This is a genomic window from Pararobbsia alpina (genome assembly GCF_902859895.1).
GTDB lineage: Bacteria > Pseudomonadota > Gammaproteobacteria > Burkholderiales > Burkholderiaceae > Pararobbsia > Pararobbsia alpina.
Genome location: NZ_CADIKM010000004.1, coordinates 1 through 17,290, shown reverse-complemented (window position 1 = coordinate 17,290; position 17,290 = coordinate 1). Strand labels below are relative to the sequence as shown.

Annotated in this window: 20 protein-coding genes and 4 pseudogenes; 10 read left to right on the top strand and 14 right to left on the bottom strand. The window is 59.4% G+C overall.

Annotation, left to right across the window (positions count from 1 at the left end):
- Positions 1-209 precede the first annotated feature (209 nt).
- Both HV670_RS05825 and HV670_RS05820 read left to right on the top strand, forming a co-directional pair.
- Entirely contained in the window at positions 210-500 is a 291-nt protein-coding gene (locus HV670_RS05825) for a hypothetical protein (RefSeq protein WP_175103711.1), read from the top strand.
- Positions 501-506: 6 nt separating this feature from the next.
- The gene (locus HV670_RS05820) at positions 507-1,118 is read left to right on the top strand and encodes a DUF6036 family nucleotidyltransferase (RefSeq protein ID WP_175103710.1); all 612 of its coding nucleotides are present in this window, start codon (positions 507-509) and stop codon (positions 1,116-1,118) included.
- Positions 1,119-1,297: 179 nt separating this feature from the next.
- On the opposite strand, the gene HV670_RS05815 is transcribed toward HV670_RS05820, so the two are convergent.
- Together HV670_RS05815 and HV670_RS05810 are read right to left on the bottom strand one after the other, a co-directional pair.
- Complete coding sequence (locus tag HV670_RS05815) at positions 1,298-2,095, bottom strand: alpha/beta hydrolase (protein WP_175104076.1); 798 nt, start codon at positions 2,093-2,095, stop codon at positions 1,298-1,300.
- Positions 2,096-2,175: 80 nt separating this feature from the next.
- A complete protein-coding gene (locus tag HV670_RS05810) occupies positions 2,176-2,565 on the bottom strand; it encodes an anthrone oxygenase family protein (protein ID WP_246257048.1) in 390 nt (129 codons plus the stop codon).
- A gap of 442 nt (positions 2,566-3,007) precedes the next feature.
- On the opposite strand from HV670_RS05810, the gene HV670_RS05805 reads away from it, so the two are divergent.
- The 3 genes from HV670_RS05805 to HV670_RS05795 all read left to right on the top strand — a co-directional run bounded on the left by HV670_RS05805 (position 3,008) and on the right by HV670_RS05795 (position 4,925).
- A complete protein-coding gene (locus tag HV670_RS05805; protein ID WP_175103709.1) occupies positions 3,008-3,244 on the top strand; it encodes a FitA-like ribbon-helix-helix domain-containing protein in 237 nt (78 codons plus the stop codon).
- Positions 3,231-3,647 (top strand): type II toxin-antitoxin system VapC family toxin, encoded by a 417-nt coding sequence (locus tag HV670_RS05800; RefSeq protein WP_175104075.1) that lies wholly within the window; start codon positions 3,231-3,233, stop codon positions 3,645-3,647. The genes HV670_RS05805 and HV670_RS05800 overlap by 14 nt, the downstream gene beginning before the upstream one ends.
- A 267-nt stretch (positions 3,648-3,914) precedes the next feature.
- Complete coding sequence (locus HV670_RS05795; protein WP_175103708.1) at positions 3,915-4,925, top strand: tyrosine-type recombinase/integrase; 1,011 nt, start codon at positions 3,915-3,917, stop codon at positions 4,923-4,925.
- Here the strand turns inward: HV670_RS05795 and HV670_RS05790 are convergent.
- The 3 genes and pseudogenes from HV670_RS05790 to HV670_RS05780 all read right to left on the bottom strand — a co-directional run.
- The gene (locus HV670_RS05790; RefSeq protein WP_246257047.1) at positions 4,922-5,341 is read right to left on the bottom strand and encodes a hypothetical protein; all 420 of its coding nucleotides are present in this window, start codon (positions 5,339-5,341) and stop codon (positions 4,922-4,924) included. The genes HV670_RS05795 and HV670_RS05790 overlap by 4 nt on opposite strands.
- A gap of 447 nt (positions 5,342-5,788) precedes the next feature.
- The gene (locus HV670_RS05785) at positions 5,789-6,133 is read right to left on the bottom strand and encodes a hypothetical protein (protein ID WP_246257045.1); all 345 of its coding nucleotides are present in this window, start codon (positions 6,131-6,133) and stop codon (positions 5,789-5,791) included.
- Positions 6,114-7,239 (bottom strand): annotated as a pseudogene (locus HV670_RS05780) (chloride channel protein); the annotation flags it as partial. The pseudogene HV670_RS05780 and the gene HV670_RS05785, both read right to left, overlap by 20 nt.
- Positions 7,240-7,424: 185 nt before the next feature.
- Between HV670_RS05780 and HV670_RS05775 the strand changes: the two are divergent.
- Entirely contained in the window at positions 7,425-8,678 is a 1,254-nt protein-coding gene (locus tag HV670_RS05775; protein ID WP_175103706.1) for a porin, read from the top strand.
- A 709-nt stretch (positions 8,679-9,387) separates the two neighbouring features.
- Here the strand turns inward: HV670_RS05775 and HV670_RS05770 are convergent.
- Entirely contained in the window at positions 9,388-10,002 is a 615-nt protein-coding gene (locus HV670_RS05770) for a MarR family winged helix-turn-helix transcriptional regulator (RefSeq protein ID WP_175103695.1), read from the bottom strand.
- On the opposite strand from HV670_RS05770, the gene HV670_RS30905 reads away from it, so the two are divergent.
- Positions 9,896-10,228, top strand: a complete 333-nt coding sequence (locus tag HV670_RS30905) for a cupin domain-containing protein (RefSeq protein WP_343054339.1) — start codon at positions 9,896-9,898, stop codon at positions 10,226-10,228. The genes HV670_RS05770 and HV670_RS30905 overlap by 107 nt on opposite strands.
- Before the next feature lie 537 nt (positions 10,229-10,765).
- On the top strand, positions 10,766-11,107 hold the full coding sequence (locus HV670_RS05760) for a YciI family protein (RefSeq protein ID WP_175103705.1): 342 nt from the start codon (positions 10,766-10,768) through the stop codon (positions 11,105-11,107).
- A 203-nt stretch (positions 11,108-11,310) separates the two neighbouring features.
- Here HV670_RS05760 and HV670_RS05755 read toward each other — a convergent pair.
- Positions 11,311-11,401, bottom strand: a pseudogene (locus HV670_RS05755) (transposase); the annotation flags it as partial.
- A 177-nt stretch (positions 11,402-11,578) separates the two neighbouring features.
- On the opposite strand from HV670_RS05755, the gene HV670_RS05750 reads away from it, so the two are divergent.
- Positions 11,579-12,205 carry a DUF47 domain-containing protein gene (locus tag HV670_RS05750; RefSeq protein WP_175103704.1) on the top strand — a complete coding sequence of 209 codons (627 nt, stop codon included), beginning with the start codon at positions 11,579-11,581 and terminating at the stop codon, positions 12,203-12,205.
- Entirely contained in the window at positions 12,205-13,215 is a 1,011-nt protein-coding gene (locus tag HV670_RS05745; RefSeq protein ID WP_175103703.1) for an inorganic phosphate transporter, read from the top strand. Before HV670_RS05750 ends, HV670_RS05745 begins: the two co-directional genes overlap by 1 nt.
- A 338-nt stretch (positions 13,216-13,553) precedes the next feature.
- On the opposite strand, the gene HV670_RS05740 is transcribed toward HV670_RS05745, so the two are convergent.
- The 7 genes and pseudogenes from HV670_RS05740 to HV670_RS05715 form a co-directional block, all read right to left on the bottom strand.
- Positions 13,554-13,859 carry a hypothetical protein gene (locus HV670_RS05740; protein WP_175103702.1) on the bottom strand — a complete coding sequence of 102 codons (306 nt, stop codon included), beginning with the start codon at positions 13,857-13,859 and terminating at the stop codon, positions 13,554-13,556.
- Positions 13,860-13,873: 14 nt separating this feature from the next.
- Complete coding sequence (locus HV670_RS05735) at positions 13,874-14,551, bottom strand: MgtC/SapB family protein (RefSeq protein WP_175103701.1); 678 nt, start codon at positions 14,549-14,551, stop codon at positions 13,874-13,876.
- Positions 14,552-14,575: 24 nt separating this feature from the next.
- Entirely contained in the window at positions 14,576-15,043 is a 468-nt protein-coding gene (locus HV670_RS05730) for an NUDIX hydrolase (protein ID WP_175103700.1), read from the bottom strand.
- A 692-nt stretch (positions 15,044-15,735) separates the two neighbouring features.
- Positions 15,736-16,041: a DUF4148 domain-containing protein gene (locus tag HV670_RS05725; protein WP_246257044.1), complete on the bottom strand. Its 306-nt coding sequence runs from the start codon at positions 16,039-16,041 to the stop codon at positions 15,736-15,738.
- A 211-nt stretch (positions 16,042-16,252) separates the two neighbouring features.
- A pseudogene (locus tag HV670_RS05720) lies at positions 16,253-16,565 on the bottom strand (MgtC/SapB family protein); the annotation flags it as partial.
- Positions 16,566-16,631: 66 nt separating this feature from the next.
- Positions 16,632-16,775: pseudogene (locus tag HV670_RS30900) on the bottom strand (HIT family protein); the annotation flags it as partial.
- 97 nt (positions 16,776-16,872) lie between these two features.
- Positions 16,873-17,290 (bottom strand): TolC family protein (locus tag HV670_RS05715; protein WP_175103699.1); only part of this gene is annotated, 418 nt, incomplete at its 5' end.

Genomic DNA, 17,290 nt, shown 5'->3' with positions numbered 1-17,290 from the left:
CGCCGCTCGACGGTACCCGCGCTGGATTCGCGGGATGGCTTGCCGGAAGGTGGAGTCGGCTGGGCGATGAGGATCTCCCACTGCTGACTGGGGGCGGCGCAGTCCTTTGGCGCGAAGGATTCGTGCAGCGCCAGACCACAGATTGACAACACGCGATGGCTTGTCACGCTCTTGTAGCATGATTACACTGGGACATACGGAGAATTTCCATGGACTCGCGAGAATTAGAAGGCAACCTTCTGGCCCGGTGTGCGGCGGCGGCGCATGGCCAGTTTTCGGTTGCCCAGAATCAGCGCGAGGCAAATGTTTTTCGTGTCGCTGCGATGGTGGTCCAGCACAATTTCCCGCAAGAATCGTCTCACCTGATGGATGCCAGTAACCGTTATTTCGGCCGTTATCCTGGCGAACGTCTGTCTGCGGAGGACGTCGTTCGGAATGGCTGGATTTTCAGCTTTCCTCGGCTTCGCGACATGCTGACGCTGCGGCTTCGTCAAGGGTAATCGTCCGTGGAAGGCATCGTTACTTTCCAAGTCCGGACAGCGTTGGCTCAAGGCCTCCGGGAGCTGCTCGAGAAGCTCGAAAACCGGCTAGCTCTCAAAGAGCCGCTTCAGATTTACCTGGCCGGTGGAATGGCGGTTCATCTCTACACGGCAAAGCGTGTCACAACTGACGTCGATGCAGAGTTCGCTGGTCGGGTTCTTATCCCGAATGACCTGGCTGTTGAAATAACCCTCGAGGACGGTAGCAGTCAGCTCGTCTATCTCGATACCAACTACAACCCAACGTTCGCGCTGATGCACGAGGACTACCAATCGGACTCCCAGCCGGTGGATCTTGGCCTCGCGCATATCCGGGTGAATGTTCTCTCGCCTGTGGATCTGGCGGTCAGCAAGATTGCGCGGCTGGCCGACAATGACCGGGAAGACATCGAGACACTCGTCAGGCTCGGTCTGACGACCGCAGACGAAATTGAGACCCGAGCCAACGAAGCGATCGGCGGTTACGTCGGCGGCATTGAGATGTTGAGGGCAAACCTCCGGGACGCAATCAGAATCGCGTGCTCAGCAGAAGCAGAGCGCGTCGGGCTCAACCCCAAGGCTCCGCGTCATCGCATGTAGCTCTTTTTTCGGAGCCCCGCCTCAACGGTTCCCAACTCGCCTTAGCTGCTACGAGTTGGCTACAGATCGTCAACCTAACGCGAGAACCACAGTACCGCAGTCAGTCCGTCGCGCGAACGTCTGCATCTTGATGAGCCAACCGGCCTCAGTGGGTCGACTTCGATCCGTAATTTCATATTTCAACGCGAAGGCGTGAGCAGAAAGTCGATCGCCTCCCGCCACCAGGTTTCGTCGACGCGGCCAATCCAGTCGTTATGTTCCGCCGCCTTCACCACCATGAGTCGTCTCGGTTCGGCCAGAGAGTTGTAGAGCGCTTCGCCGAAGCGCGGGGGGACGATGCTGTCGCGTTCCGCAATCACGACGAGGACAGGGCGGCCGAACGACGCCAGGTGGGTCACGCTGTCATATTGGTCGCGCAGCAGCCACTTCACGGGCAGCCACGGATAGTGGTAAGCGGCGACGTGCTCGAGCCGATCCCATGGCGTGATGAGCAGCAAGCCAGCGGTCTTGTCGCGTTCCCGCACTCCGGCCGCGGCCACCACGCCGGCCCCGAGCGACTCGCCGATGAGCAGCAGCGGCGCGCCATAGAGGCGATGCGCCAACACAATGGTCTTTTGGGCGTCAGCGACCAGACTCTCTTCGCCCAGCGTACCGTCGCGCGGCCCGTAGCCTGGATATTCGGCGAGGATGACGCGCAGCCCGAGCTGGGTGAGTGCCGCGGCGTAGTACGAACGGTGTCCGGCATGCCCCGCATTGCCATGAAAGACGATGACTGTGGCGCGCGCAGATCCGACAGGCTCGGCCACGAGGCCCCGGAACGCCTCAGGTGTCGGCCATGCGCGAAGTCCGTCGGAAACGACGTCCTCGGTTGCAGCTTTCTCAGGGAAATAGAGAAAACGATTCTGCAAGATGGCGACTCCTGCGATCACAATCAGGTATGCAATGGCGAGGCGCAGCAACATCCCGGTGAGTTTCATCGCCTTGAGCCCCGTCCATCGATCTTTCCGTAGCGCACCCAGTTTGGCGTGCATTTGCCACCGCTTATGTCCAACAGAAGCTAACGCGTGAGCGCGATCATGAATGAGACCGCGCCAGCCAGGGCCGCGATCGTGCGCACGTGATTCCACTTCGTCCAGACGATGAGATAGTCCGTCCATTGTGCGGCGCCTTCCGGGCTGGTCGCAGCAAGCGCTGCCAGCGCGTTGTTTCGCGGCACGTTGAAGAGCATCGTCACCAGGAGCGTCCCTACAACATAAAGCAAACCGCCGGCGAGGACATACGCGGTCCCCGGCTCTTGCCAGCGCAGGACCGCCGCGATGACCAGAAGCAGGCACAGCGCGGCCACGCCGAAAAATGGCGTCAAGAACCAGGGATTGATGACGGCGATATTGATCGATTGCATCGCGGAGATGCTGTGTGCCGGCTGGATGGCTCCGAGCGCCCTCATCACTCAGATCGAGAAGGCGAAGAAGAACCCCGCCATGAGGCCCCAACCTAGCGCGCACAGGAACACGGCAAGATCGATCAGGCTAGTCGTCGTCATGATCGTAGACCGATCTTCCAGACGCCGGTCGCGGCGGTCTCTCGTGCCGCCAGACGATCCGACGCACGACGCCCTGTCTTGTCGGTGCTTCCGAGTACTGGGATGGTTCTTGCCGCCATGGATTTCTCCCTCGAACGTCACACCGTGCGGCGACTGCGAATCCACGATAGTCCGACGTAAGGCGATGAACAATGACAGATTGTCCTTGATGCAACGGGAGTCGATCTCAAGTATGCGGGAACGTGGCGGATAAACAGGGCAAATAGAGCACGGCCGAGGTGATATCAATGCTTGCACTTCTCCGCACGATCGCTATCATTGATAGCATTCATTGCAGGAGGGTGAAATGGCAAATCTTTTGGTTCGTGGAGTGGATGACGCGCTGGTGCAAAGCCTGCGGGAGCAAGCCGCCGCGCATGGGCGCAGCGCGGAGGCAGAGCATCGGGAAATCCTTGCGCGTGCGTTGAGTCGCCCGAGAAAGCGCAGCTTTGCCGAGGCGTTGATGAGTATGCCGAATGTCGGCGAGGACGCGGACTTTGAACGGGTGAATGGTTTGGATGAGGCGCCGCGTGTATTTGGTTGATACCAACGTCGTCAGTGAGATAAGGAAGAAGGAGCGCGCGAACAAAGGCGTTCGCGCTTTTTTCCGCGCAGCGGCGAAAGAGAGCATCGACCTGTATCTGTCCGTGGTCACCGTAGGTGAGTTGCGGCGCGGCGTCGAGATAGTTCGGCATCGGGGCGATACGGCCCAGGCAGCCACTCTCGAAACGTGGCTGACGGCGGTGCTCAACGAGTTCGCGCAGAACATCCTTCCCGTAGACGAGGACATCGGGCAATTGTGGGGGCGCCTACGCGTACCGCACCCGGAGCATGCACTGGATAAGCTGATCGCAGCGACGGGGCTGATTCACGATCTGACTGTCGTGACGCGAAACGTCGACGATTTTTCACACACGGGGGTTCGTCTATTGAACCCGTTTGATTGACGGAAAAGCAAAAAAGCCCCGTTTGCGCAAGGCTGGACGGGGCTTTCTATGCCAACTTGGGAAGTGTTGGGAACCAAGATGGTCCCCCCGGCAGGAATCGCCATCTCATCCTTCAGATTTCGACAAAATCCACCAAAACTGCTAAAAGCCTTTACCGATAACGATTTGTGGCCGGTTCCGTGACGTGGATTCGATCCCTTAATACCTCCAAAATCCTTCAAATTTCCTGTATCCTTTACGCCAAATTTACGCCAACGTGGAAGGGATATGGCCTCGTACCGGAAACGCGGCTCGGCATGGCGGGCGGAGGTCGCAAAGGCCGGGATCCGCGAGTCGGGCACGTTCGACACCAAAGCCGAAGCCGTCGCATGGGCGACGAAACTTGAAGCTGAGATAGACGCCGGGCGCCGTCGATCATACTCTAAGGTGCAGAAGACCTTGGCCGATGCCATGGACGAATACCTTGAAAAGATTTCGCCCGAGAAGGGAAAGCATGAATGGAATACGACGCGCATTGCCTTCTTCAAGGAGCAGATGAACTTCGTCGGCGCTTTGGTGCGCAACGTAAAGCCCGAGCAGATCGCCGATTGGCGGGACTCGCGGCTGAAGGTCGTCAAGGAATCCACTGTCAACCGGGATCTCAACCTGCTGTCGGCGGTGTTTGAGGGGGCGCGCAACGAGTGGAAATGGATCCACACCAATCCGGTACATGAGGTGAAACGCCCGAAGGATCCGCCTCCGAGGCGGCGGCGCGTGTCAGACGAAGAAGCGCAGGTAATGACTGCCGCGCTAGGGTTAACGGATGGCAGTGCTATCCAGACAACGCAGCAGTACGCTGCTGTGGCGTTCCTGATCGCCATCGAGACGGGCATGCGGCAGGGCGAGATCATCGGAACGACACGGCCGAATCTGCATCTGGCTCAGCGCTATGTGCACATCCCGAAATCGAAAAATGGCGATGCGCGCGACGTTCCACTATCGGCGCGGGCGATGGCGTTGTTTGATCGACTGCCGGACATCAAGGGCGAGCCGCGCTGCTTCCCTGTATCACAAGCGAGCGTCGACGCGCTCTGGCGCAAGGTTCGAAAGAAGGTAGCGAATGGGCAACCGCAGTTTGCGGATTTGAATTTTCACGATTCGCGGCACGAAGCGACGACGCGGCTTTCGCGGAAGCTGAATGTGCTGGCGCTGGCGAAGATGATCGGCCACCGCGACATCCAGTCGTTGATGATCTACTACGACGAGACGGCTGCCGAATTGGCAGCGCGCCTCGATTAAGCCGCCTTGCGCCGGCGTCCCGGCCGCGACGCCGGAATCGTGCCGGCCGTGTTGCGCGCCCACTCCATGACGTCGCCCGCGAACCAGCGGCGTTGCGCCTGCTTTGAATCCACTGGCCGCAGCGCTGCAGGGAAACCCGGGCGCGTAACGACGCGTAGCTCTACGGTCTGCTTCGACAGGCCAAGCCAGTTCGCGATCTGCTCGGAACTCCATAGCGTTTGTTCGGGCGAGAGTCGCGGCCTTTCGAATGCATCAATGAGCCGATCGATCCGTATGGCGAGAAGGGCTAAGTCGTACGGCTCGTCGGTCGTTGCAGACGCACCTTCCTGGGGTGCTCGTGCGTACTTGCGCCAGTCAAAGGTGTAGTCAGTGTCCTGCTCGATCGTTGTCGGGATATCTATCTCAATAATGCTCACGATGCTGTCTTTCCTTGGTTGGGCCGCAATGTCGCGGAGGTCGCATCGGCAGATTGTATGAAAGTGCGAAATGTTGGGCAAGTATTTGTTTAAAAAGGGTTTTGTTAAAAATCAGATAGTGTGTTGGTTGAGGCGGCGAAGGTAATGCTGGCGGGGTTCTCAGCGTGTCGCTTTCTTTCTCGGGCGCAGTTCGGGCGCAAGCGGCTGCAGCAGATAACGGCGCTCGACAGCGTGATTAGCGCACGTGACAAATGCTGATCCGCTGTGCAACCGGCCGGGGCACCGCGGCCGGCTCTTGTCCGTCCCAGTTTCCTATAGCTGTGTCGTTTGTGTGTCTGCTGAGGGCTACCGAAATCACATAAGTGGGTTTTGTAAGGGGTCAGAAATGACAAAGCCCGCATGCGCGGGCCTCGATGTGAATGTTCCGATTGCCCAGCCTGAGGCGGATCAGACTAATCCGGCAGTTGCCCCATCGACCGGCCCTGCCTCGGCCTTGCCGCCCTCCAGCATGCCCGCCGCGCGGAGCGCCCGTGCAATGGTCGGTCGCGTAGTCTTCAAGGTCGCCGCAATCTTCGAGTACGAGAACCCCGCCGTACGAAGCTCGACAATGCGCACGTGCATGTCCGCATCCGCCTTGCGGCCCGCGTAGCCCTTGGAGTCTGTTTCGCCGGCCGCGTCGCGTGCCTTACGTCGGTCAACCCCTTGCGCCGCTCGATCGCGGCGAAGCTCATACTCTTCGCGCGCCTTCGCCGCCGCAATCTCGATCAGCAGGTCATTCAGCATCGCGTGCATGGCGTCGCCGATCCAACATCCGTTCGAGTCGATGCTCCTCGTCATGGTGCGCGTGCCTGTTCGATCAGATCGCTGCGCGTGACGATGCCGACTAGCCGGCGCGTATCGAGGCTGTCGACAACCGCGAACCGCTCGGCTTGCTGTATCGCAAGCCGCGTCGCGACGAGGCGGCAGGTTTCCTGCGGCAGCGCGAATGCGGCTGGGTAAGGCGGCATGATGTGGGCTGGCGGTATCTCGTCGAGCGGCGTGCCGTGACTTGCGCACGCGTCTTCGAACAGGGCGCGGTCGGCGGTGCCGAGCACCGCGCCGTTGCCAACCACCGGGTGCGCGCGAAAGCGCTGCGCGCTGTCGAAGTAGCGCGCGAGCACTTCGCGCACGCTCAATTGCCTCGACCTCGGTCGTCATCACATCCTCGACTTGATGACGTTCGAGCGGATCGACACTGTACTCGCGATAGATATGCCGGCCGCGTCGTGCGATTTTCTCGGTCATGATCGAACGGCGCATAGCAAGAGTCACGAAGTCGTACGCGGTAAGTGTTGTGGCGAGCACCGGCAGCAGCGCATTGCTGTCGTGCGTGACGCCGAACTCGAACACGATCGCGGTCAGCGGTGCGCCCAGCGTGGCACCGAGAACGGCCGCCATACAGACGAGCGGCCATAGCGCCGGTTCGCCACCCGGCAGCGCATGTGACAGCACGACGCCAAGACCGGCGCCAAGCATGAGCAACGGGGCGAGTACGCCGCGGGACGTGCCGGAGGCGAGCGAGCCGACCCAGATCAGTGCCTTCACGGCAAACAGCGCGAGCGCAGCCTGCACCGCGATATGCTGATACAGCAGATCGCCGATCACGTCGTAACCCACGCCGAGCGCACGTGGCTCGATCAGTCCGCCGACACCGATTGGCAGTCCACCCAGCGCGGGCCACCATGCCCAATGGAGCGGCAGCTTCGCGAACAGGTCCTCGATCTTGTACAGCGCGACTAACAGGCTCGAGGCCAGCCCTCCAGCCAGCAGGCCCGCGAGACCGGCAGCAGACTGCGCGGGCGCAGCTCGAAGAGCAGCAATTCGACGGCAAGCAGCACGACGGCGACCAGCGTGCCGAACCGCTGACTGGCGCATCGGTAATGGTTTTTTGCTGACGAGTCCATCAATTTTTTGAAAGACACTCTTTCAGCTTCACAAACGAGAAGAGCGATCCTAACTCTTATACTGCGACGCTCCGTCGCTGGGCCGTTGGGTCGTTGGCGACGTGAAAGCTTTGTCATAAAAATGCTAGTGAAAGGGACTTATGAAACTGCAGGGTTTGACCATTGCGACGCTCGTGCTGTTGGCGGGGGAAGCGCATGCACAAAGCAGCGTCACGCTGTACGGCCTCCTCGACGCGAGCGTGGCCTATACAAATAGCGTGAACACGAGCAAGGGCATCTCCACAGGTACCGCCCAAGGTGGCGCTCAATATCAGATGTTTTCTGGACTCCTGAACACCTCGCGCTGGGGCATCAGAGGCAGTGAGGATCTCGGCGGCGGTCTGCACGCCGTGTTCGATTTGGAAAACGGCTTCGCGCTCAACAGTGGCGCGTTGAAAAATTCCGAGACAGGGCAAACCCCCGACTTGTTCGGCCGGCAGGCCTGGGTCGGTCTGAGTTCCGACCAGTACGGTTCGGTTACGCTGGGTCGTCAATACGATTTCATTTTCGAATACGTTGCACCGCAGAGTGCGACGGCTGCAGGTTGGGGTGGCAACTTATTCGCCCACCCGTTCGACAATGACAATATGGACGACAGCCTGCGCCTGAACAATTCGATCAAGTTCAGCAGCGCCACATACGCTGGCATCAAGGTCGGCGCGATGTATGCGTTCTCCGACGCGGCGGGGGAATCCGGTAACGACAACGCGTACAGTGTGGGCGCCAACTATGTGTACGGCGGATTCACTGTTGCGGCTGCGTACGACCAAGTTAACCGTAACGCCAGCTCCATGAACACGGCAGGCGCAGCGAGCTCGATCGATGGGAACGCGCTGTCGTATGGTGGCGACCAACAAATCTACAGCGTCAGTGCCGGGTACAAGTTCCCCAACAAGTCGTCGATCGGCTTCGTATGGAGCCATTCCGTTACGTACGACCTCATGAACCCGACCGCCGGTACCGGTGCCACCACCAGCCTATACGGTAGCTCCTACGGCCTCACGGGCAGCTCCTTGAAGTTCGACAACTTCGAAATTAACGGTCGCTATTTCGTGCGGCCCGATATTTCCCTCGGGGCAGCCTACACGTACACCATGGCTTCGTATTCGGGAGGGACCTCTGGGCTAGGCAGCACGATGACCTCGGCCGGTGCGGCCACGCCGCATTGGAATCAGGTTACGGTTGAGGCCGATTACCTCCTTTCGCGTAGCACCGACATCTACCTGGCGGCGGCCTATCAGAAAGTCAGCGGCGGCAATGGCATCCAGGCGTTTAACGCTGGCATCTACAACATGACGCAGTCTTCGGGTGACGAGCAGGTGGTCGCGGCAGTTGGCATGCGCCATCGGTTCTAACCCCTACCGGGCTATACCTCGTGGGACGTTAGACCGCTAGAAGGGCGCCGACAGGCGCCTTTCAAGACTCGGTTGAGAGTCTGCCCGCATCCATGACTATCGTTGGGCATGCGGGTAGCACGGTGTCCGCGCGTGTACGAGCGGGTGAAGAGCCCGGAAGAAGTAGTCGAGCTCTGCTGGAGTACGGGCCCTTCGTGTGGGAGCCTTTCTCAGGAAGGATGTGACAACGGTTTTCATGAAGGATGCGAAAACGGTCTCCATGACCATGGGTAAGGTTGATACATCGAGCACCCGTCGTAGGCATCCTCTCGTGTGACCGTGTCGACAGTCATCTCTCCACGTGCCGAGTACTAGCCCTCCTGGGCAGCGTCCCGACAATCCTCGCCAAAGGCGCAATGTTTATTGATCACAGGGTCGCGCACGGCCTTGCGAAGATTGCTCTCAACACAGGACGAGTGACCACTCAATGCGGCCGCTTGCGTTCCAATTTGAGTCGTTCACGAGTGCCCTTCGAGCGACCGTAACGGGCCGTCAACGGAAGTTCAGCACGAGGCGACGCCTGGTCAATTCCAATCCGGCGTGAACTTCTCAATCCGGCCATGAAGCGACGGTGGCGAACGCCTGCTTTGGGGACGGTGATACGGCACTTCAATATCGCTTGACAGCGGCCCTGTGGCTTGTCGCCTTCCCCCTGACGTCCGACAAGTTATCAACCATCCGTCAGTTCCTTGAGCACCGCGTAAAACGTCTGAAAGCGCTGTGCGCCGATCTGCCGCTCCCATTCGCGTTCGATCTGGTGCACCGTGGCGCGCTGTATTTCGGCCACTTTCCAGCCCCTCTCGGTTAGAGAAACAAGGCGCGCAGGCGATCCCCCCATCGCGCCCCTCTCCACATAACCCAGCTCTTCAAGTTGCAGCAGCAGGTAGTTCATCGCCTGCTTGGACATGCCAGCGCGCTGTGCCAAGTCAATGGGGCGCTCGTTCTCGGGAGGAGGAAAACGCAACACTTTGAAGTGGGCAACCTGGATGTCGCCAAAGCCGGCCGAGGCCAATGCCTGGCCCAGGCGCTGTTCCACTTGGGCGAGGCAATAGCGCAGCCGGGCCCCGATGAGCGGATCATCGGGGTTCGGATCGTCGGAAAATCTCCGGGGAGAAAAGGATTGACGGTTGGTTCGCATATGGTAAAGTGACTTTACCACAACTCGATGGAGTTTCGCGATGAATTCGACACGTAGTGAACTGATCACCATTGGCTCACTGTCGATGCGGTTCTTGGTCGATGGTCGGGACACTGCGGGCCATATGGCGATGGCGGAAATGGTCATCCAGCCGCTCGCCAAAGTCCCGCCTCCTCATCGCCACGTCGACGTTGACGAGACAATCCAAGTCCTGGAGGGATCGCTGACCTACCGGGTCGACGACTGCAGACGCGTCCTGAAGGCGGGCGACTCTTGCTTCTCAACCGCGCGGCAGCGTTCATCACTTCTCCAATCCGGGCGATGTTCCCGCTCGCGCGCTGGTGGTGTTTTCGCCTGCCAACATCGGGCCTGACTATTTTCGCGAGGTGGCCGGTGTGTTGGGCGCTGGCGGCCCACCGAATATGGACATGATGAAGTCCGTGATGAAACGCCACGGGCTCGAACTGGCATCCTGAGGATTGCGGGGGCCGATCTCGATCCACCCGGAGGTCCCCTGTATGGCTCCGGCAACGCAGTCTGGGTGAACAGCCGAATGACGGCTTTCAGACAAGGCGATTGCCGATGCGAAGGTCCACTCCGGGGTCGCGTGCTGCCGCTCGTTGCATCGAGAGGCACGCGCCGCATATGCCCATTGCATGAGGCAGCGTTCGGCCAACAAGAGACGTTCGACACGGAGACGTAGATCGCCGACGATCCGTAAGCGAGTACGGCGTACAGACGCTCCAATCAGAAGTCGCCAGAGTAGCCCCCGCCACATCGAGTAGGGGGACTACTTTGACAACAGAAGCACCGACGAGAACTGGCCGTAAAGGAGTACCGAATCATCCGCTCGCATTCCGGCGCGAGATAGCCCGACTGACGAGCAAACTCACACCCGGAGAACCGAACGATGACGAAGTACCTTATCTCCTTCCCCGGATCGGCGATGGACATCTCCGACGAAGACATAGCTGCGGTCGGCGAAGCGGCACACGCGGTCATACGCGAGGCGAAGGATGCCGGCGTCTATGTGTTCGGCGGTGGTATCAACGAGGACGTCGCGCCGCTGATGGTCGCCGCTGACGGCACCGTCACGAACGGTACCTACCCGCAGACCAAGGAGTTCGACGGCGGCTTCTGTGTCCTGGAACTCCCGTCGCGCGAAGCCGCCGTCCAATGGGCCGCGAAGATCGCCAAAGCCTGCCGCTGCTCGCAGGAGCTCCGCGAGTTCGGGTACGACCCCGAGAGCTGACCGGCGAGGTCGCACCTTAGTCAGTCGCCTCGAAGCTGGTCATGGTCGGTTCGTACGTCCGCTTCGGTGCATTGCGAAGGGCCGCAGTGGGTCGATCTCGGAAGTTCGCCGTGGGACCGCGTTCGGCCATCAAGGGGCATTGGCGCTGCGCAAGCGAATGACCGATGCTTCTTCCTATTGCGGACGATAAGCGCCCTCGTAGTCTTGTCGTCGAAGCCCGCGAAGCGGCGCTCGCCCCTTGACAATCAATACCGGGTCGAACGTGCCATTTCGGTCTCGCGGAATCTCCAGCTCGACCGTGTCGTCGTCGGTGTGGCCCGCATTGCGAATGCTGTCACTGCGGTAGCGATGAGCTGTTACGGGCGCAGCCGGTGGGCTTTTTCAGGAGGGCAGAACCGATGCCCTCATCCGGTAACGGTACAATATTGCGGCTGTATGTCATCCATGATGTGACCAATTTCTGGGATCCTAATGTTCGGTCGATTCATGCCCACTGAGGGCAAGTTCTTTGAAATTTTCAATGCGCACGCAAAGTGCATCGTCTCGGCGAGCCACGAACTCGAACTGCTGATCGACAATCTGCAGGATGCCGATATTCATATGAAGAACGTGCAAGAGGCCGAGAAGGCCGCCGACAAGCTCACGCACGAAACCATCGATATGCTGCACAAGACCTTCATCACGCCGCTCGACCGCGATGAAATCCACAAGCTGATCACCACGATGGACGACATCCTCGACCTGATGGAGGACGTCGCCACCGCCATCTCGCTGTACGACGTGCAGGCGGTGACCTCGGAAGCGAGCCAACTGGCGCATATCTGCACCGCGACCTCCGAGCGCGTGCAGTTCGCGGTCAGCTTGCTGTCCGATATGAAGCAGGCCAGCCAGATTCTGAAGGCCTGTGAGGAAATCGACCGTCTGGAGTCGGAAGCCGACCGCGTGCTGCGCGCGGCGATGTCCAAACTCTTCCGGGAGGAGGACAACGTCAAGACGCTCATCAAGTTGAAAGCCATCTACGAACTGCTCGAAACAATCACCGACAAATGTGAAGACGTGGCGAACATCATCGAAGGCATCGTGCTGGAAAACGCATAATGCAAGCGATACAACTTGCCATCTGGGTGGTTGCCGCCCTGGTTGCCGTCGCGCTCGTGTTCGACTTCATGAACGGTTTTCACGATGCGGCGAATTCGATCGCTACGGTCGTGTCGACCGGTGTACTTAAACCGCAACAGGCTGTTGCGTTCGCCGCCGCCTTCAACGTCGTCGCCTTTTTCGTGTTTCATCTGAAAGTCGCGCAGACCGTGGGCAAGGGCACGATCGACCCGCATATCGTCGACCACTATGTGATTTTCGGCGCGCTGATCGGCGCGATCGGCTGGAATGTCATCACATGGCACTACGGCATTCCGTCGAGTTCGTCGCATGCGCTGATCGGCGGTCTGGTGGGTGCGGCACTCGCCAAGTCGGGCTGGGGCGCGCTGAATGTCGACGGTCTGATGAAGACGGTTGCGTTCATTTTCATCTCGCCGCTGCTTGGCTTCGTACTCGGCTCGTTCTTCATGCTGGCGGTGTCGTGGATTTATTTCCGCTCGCCGCCGAGCAAGGTCGACCGGCGTTTCCGGCGCCTGCAGCTGGTGTCGGCGGGCCTGTACAGCCTTGGGCATGGCGGCAACGACGCGCAGAAAACAATCGGCATCATCTGGATGCTGCTGATCGCGACCGGCTATACGTCGTCGATCGCCGATGTGCCGCCGCTGTGGGTGATCGGCGGCTGCTATCTGTCGATGGGAATCGGCACGCTGTTCGGCGGCTGGCGGATCGTCCGCACAATGGGGCAGAAGATCACCAAGCTAAAGCCGGTGGGCGGCTTCTGCGCGGAATCGGGCGGTGCGATCACGCTGTTTATTGCGTCATGGCTCGGCATTCCGGTGTCTACCACGCACACGATTACCGGCGCGATCGTCGGGGTCGGCGCGACGCAGAAGTTGAGCGCGGTACGCTGGGGCGTGGCCGGTAGCATCGTCTGGGCGTGGATCCTGACGATTCCGGCCTCGGCGGTGATCGCCGCGGCCGGCTGGTGGCTCGGCCATCGCTTGCTGTAGCGCTTCAGTCTCGGACCGAGAACGCATGCCGCTCAGACCAGCGGCGCGCTGCCTCCAGGCCGGCATCCACCGCGAGGTACGTTTACGAAATGACGCGGGCGAGCTGATCGTCGCGATTCGCTCGCAGGGCACCGCACCGAGTTGCCCGCTTTCGAGTCGCTCATGTTCGAGAACAAGGGATTGATCTTCCCGAGGTGCGTCTTGAGCGCTCAAATTCTCGCAAAAGCCTGCGAAGGCTTGTGCCGGCCTGGACCCAGCAGCCGCGGGACCCGTCTCCCGATTAACGCGTCTATGCGCTCGTCAAGCGTACCACTCGATGCACATTGTTCAGCCCCTCCTTAACCCAAAGCTCGCAGACTAGCGCTCGAACAATATTCGCCTTCCTGGTTAAAAAGATCATCGACAATTCGCCGTGCAGCGCTGTAACCGCCGATCAAGGCATCTGCTTCTGTCGCAAACGGGTGACCGCCGGCCTCACCGAAACGCAGCGGTGAAAATACCGCCATGGCATTAACTCCTGAAAAAATTCTGACTATTGCCACGTAGCCCACGCGCGCCGCGGTTCCGCCTGCCTGCCGCCAGCTTAAGTCGGATTCGACGGCCACAACAAGGGTATAGCCGTGATATTCATATGTACCCGTCATGGCCTACTCTGCTTTCAACTGCCATTCCGGCACTCACGGACTCCCGACATTGCTGCCAGCCGCGTACGGATCGTCGCGAACTCGCTGGCTGTCGCGCGCGATAGCCCAATCTGCACGTCGTCGAGTTCTGGGTCGTCTTCAGATTGCTGGACGATAAACTGCTTAACTCGAACACTTCCCATACCCAGAGCGTTATGAACACTGTCGAGTGATACGCTGCCGCGTTCGACCAGCAGGGTTATGTTGCGCTGCTGTTTGACCGAAATGAAGCGACGTTCGAGCGGCTTCACCCCTGCAAGAATGGTCAGGATAATACCTGTCGCGCCGAGGGCTGCGATGTACATCCCGCCACCGATCGCCAGACCGATTCCTGCGACCGACCAGAGGCTGGCGGCGGTGGTCAAACCACGCACGATTTCGCCACGCAAAAGGATCGACCCCGCTCCCAGGAAACCAATGCCCGACACTACTTGGGCGGCGATCCGGGAAGGATCGAGCACGACGTTCTTCGTTCCCAGCACATCGGCAAAGCCGAACGCAGAAACCAGCATGATCAACGCCGAACCGACACATACAAGCATGTGCGTCCGCAACCCTGCCGCCCAGTTCATTCTTTCGCGCTCAAAGCCGATGACGCTGCCAAGTAGAGCCGCCAGGACGAGGCGAAATAGAAGCTCGATATTGCCGATCACGAATTACTCCTTGATAGCTTGGTGTCAAACCCCTTGTGAAGCCGTGTCGGCAACACCAACGAACGGCTGGCCCGTCCCCTTAACGCGCCCGTCCAATTTGTCAATGACCGCTGACGGCGTTTCGCCGCGATTCTCGTGCGTAAGGAAGAGATCGACGATTGCCCGTGTCGGTATGCTCGTGACAAGCGTCGATATTTTGGTCGGGCTGAACCACCTACACCTCGAAATTTCGTTACGCGGTTCGGGGGACGCGTCCTGAGGAAGATCGACGAAAAAAACGAAATGCCGTTTGCTGAGGCCGCCAAACTGGAATAGGTACGTAAATTCCGCGCCAGCAAGGGAAGTCTCTTCTTCAAGCTCGCGCCGGGCGGCGTCCAATGGCGACTCGGAACACTTTATGGTGCCACCGGGGAGCGACCACCGTGTCCGCGCGCGGGCGACCAAAAGTACTTTGCCATCCCGGCTGCATATGATGGTCGCTCTATCTTTCATTCTCTCCCCTACTGGACACGCGGCTGCTGTGTTTAAAATGCAAATTATGGACCATTCACGTGCGTCGTTTCTCAAAGCTCAAGCCGCTTGCGATGCCATGGGAAGGCCCAGGCTCCGGGAACTAGCTGATAGGCAGAACCTCAGTTTCGAAGCGAGCTTGTGCCGCTTTTCTCAAGCGAGTCTTAAGCTGGCTGGCAACGACGGGCGGTGGACCTGCGAATCCGCAGTCGGTCCAGGCCCAGCCTCGGTTGTCGCGGCGATCCTGCTCGGAATCGTCGCGCTTCGTGTGCTGCGCCTTCATGTTCCACCGGCGCATGCTGTTGGCCTCCTGCCCCAGATCATGGAGCGGCCGGGCTGAAGTTTTGTCCTCTCTGTTGCGATTGGGACACTTACTCTAGCTGCGACATTCCTGTTTGATCACCTCTTGCCTGACGGATTCAGGAAACCCTTTTAAAAGCACCGCCAGTTCGTGACACGGGAAGGAGACCTTGGAGTGCCGCGACAGCAACCGTATAGGTGTTTCGCTTTGGCAGTCCACTCCTGAAGCTCGGGCGAAGCTCTGCATCGAGGGCATAACCAATCGAACATGACTATGTGTTCTCCTCGCGTGTCGACAGCGGGTCGAGCGCAGACTGCAGCTGCTTTTTCGCTATCGCGTCCTCCCTGGCGGCCACGCTAGGATCGGATATCGCTTATTGTGAACTCTGTGCTTTAATGTGTTTGGGGCTATCTGTGCATTCGCGGGCATATTTCGCTCGTAGCCGTGACTGCGCACGTTGGAGGTCCAAAGGATAGTAGCCGCTGACTGCTCCCGGATCATATCCAACGGATTCGAGTTCGGCCAGCACCTGTACCAGTTGAGCACGCGTGACCTTTCCTTTAAGCGGCGTAAATGGATAGTCATTGCATTGCGCGGCGGTAAGCCGCGTTCCCGCCAACACGTTAGTACTCAAGATCATCAACCCACTACATATTAAGGAAGTAAAGATGAGTTTCAATCGTGCCTCCTGCTTGGCTGGATAGATGACCCCGCCGGGTGGAAGGATTAAGGTGAACTGATTGTCAGTCTAATTGAACGCAGCTGTCGCAAGCATCTCGCCGCCGTGAATGTTTTTTTATGGTCATCCGAGATGCGGGCAGACGGGTCTTTCATGCCACAAGGCGAGGTCGCAGACCAAAGGGGACCTTTTGCCTCTAGCCGCAGACGGTGTACATGCCACCGCCAACGGCGAGTCCCACGCCAGCGAGAGACCATAGGCTCGCCACGGTCGTGAGACCCGCCTACGATCTCATCCCGCAGAATATCGTGCGCCGAGAAAGCCGATGCCAGAGACGACTTGTGCGGCGACCCGCGATGGGTCGACGACGACATTCCTCTGTCCCAGTACGTCCACAAACCCGAACGCGGAAACCAACACCAACGCTGATTTTACGCACACCAACAGATGTGTTCTCGGACCGCCTGCCCAATCAACCGTTCGCGTTCGAATCCTACAAGCCCAGCGTCCCCTGCAATCGCAATTTGACTCGACGGCGTTTCGTTGCTGCCCCGGACGCGCGACGAAGAGACCTAGACTGCCTGCAGCAGCTACGCGCGAATTTTGGAGGCGAGTTCCTCAAGCCTGTCCGGTTCCGCGGGAACGCGAGCATGCGGAAGCAATGGCGTGCTCGCCCAGTTTGGAATGATATGAAAGTGGACGTGGGGTACCGTCTGCCCGCTGTCAATGGCGGGTTTTCTTTTCGGATTAAAAAATTGCCCAGTAGATTATTTCCCTCATGCCTTCCTTGCGGCACGACGTCAATGACCTATTGCGCCGGGCGTGCCGCACTTACGCGGGCGCCTTCCATCCCCCTCCGAGTGCCTCGAGCAACTGGACATCGGCGTCCATGCGCCGCTTCTCGATGTCGACCGCCATACGGCTGTCGGTGAGCGCCATGGCCTGAAGGTTGACGACATCTAGGTAGGAGATTGCGCCGTCCTTGAAGCGGTTCATCGCGCGATCGAGCGCCTGGCCCGATGCATCGACCGCGCTTTGCTGGCTTTGCGCCTCCTGACTCAGAACGCGGGCCGCGGACAGGCCGTCTTCGACTTGCTGAAACGCCGTCAGGACAGTCTGGCGATAGTCGGCCACTGCCATGTCGTATTGCGCGTTGGCGCCGCGCAGGTTGGCCTCATGTTGGCCGCCGTCGAACACGGTTCCCACGATCGACGGTCCGAGTGACCAGAAGAGGCTCGATGCGGTCATC

What these genes read in the sequence shown, in the direction of transcription:
- HV670_RS05825 (WP_175103711.1), top strand. Translation starts at nt 210, where the DNA reads ATGGACTCGCGAGAATTAGAAGGCAACCTTCTGGCCCGGTGTGCGGCG.
- HV670_RS05815 (WP_175104076.1), bottom strand. Translation starts at nt 2,095, where the DNA reads ATGAAACTCACCGGGATGTTGCTGCGCCTCGCCATTGCATACCTGATT.
- HV670_RS05810 (WP_246257048.1), bottom strand. Translation starts at nt 2,565, where the DNA reads ATGAGGGCGCTCGGAGCCATCCAGCCGGCACACAGCATCTCCGCGATG.
- HV670_RS05805 (WP_175103709.1), top strand. Translation starts at nt 3,008, where the DNA reads ATGGCAAATCTTTTGGTTCGTGGAGTGGATGACGCGCTGGTGCAAAGC.
- HV670_RS05795 (WP_175103708.1), top strand. Translation starts at nt 3,915, where the DNA reads ATGGCCTCGTACCGGAAACGCGGCTCGGCATGGCGGGCGGAGGTCGCA.
- HV670_RS05785 (WP_246257045.1), bottom strand. Translation starts at nt 6,133, where the DNA reads ATGCACGCGATGCTGAATGACCTGCTGATCGAGATTGCGGCGGCGAAG.
- HV670_RS05775 (WP_175103706.1), top strand. Translation starts at nt 7,425, where the DNA reads ATGAAACTGCAGGGTTTGACCATTGCGACGCTCGTGCTGTTGGCGGGG.
- HV670_RS30905 (WP_343054339.1), top strand. Translation starts at nt 9,896, where the DNA reads ATGAATTCGACACGTAGTGAACTGATCACCATTGGCTCACTGTCGATG.
- HV670_RS05770 (WP_175103695.1), bottom strand. Translation starts at nt 10,002, where the DNA reads ATGACCATTTCCGCCATCGCCATATGGCCCGCAGTGTCCCGACCATCG.
- HV670_RS05760 (WP_175103705.1), top strand. Translation starts at nt 10,766, where the DNA reads ATGACGAAGTACCTTATCTCCTTCCCCGGATCGGCGATGGACATCTCC.
- HV670_RS05750 (WP_175103704.1), top strand. Translation starts at nt 11,579, where the DNA reads ATGTTCGGTCGATTCATGCCCACTGAGGGCAAGTTCTTTGAAATTTTC.
- HV670_RS05745 (WP_175103703.1), top strand. Translation starts at nt 12,205, where the DNA reads ATGCAAGCGATACAACTTGCCATCTGGGTGGTTGCCGCCCTGGTTGCC.
- HV670_RS05740 (WP_175103702.1), bottom strand. Translation starts at nt 13,859, where the DNA reads ATGACGGGTACATATGAATATCACGGCTATACCCTTGTTGTGGCCGTC.
- HV670_RS05730 (WP_175103700.1), bottom strand. Translation starts at nt 15,043, where the DNA reads ATGAAAGATAGAGCGACCATCATATGCAGCCGGGATGGCAAAGTACTT.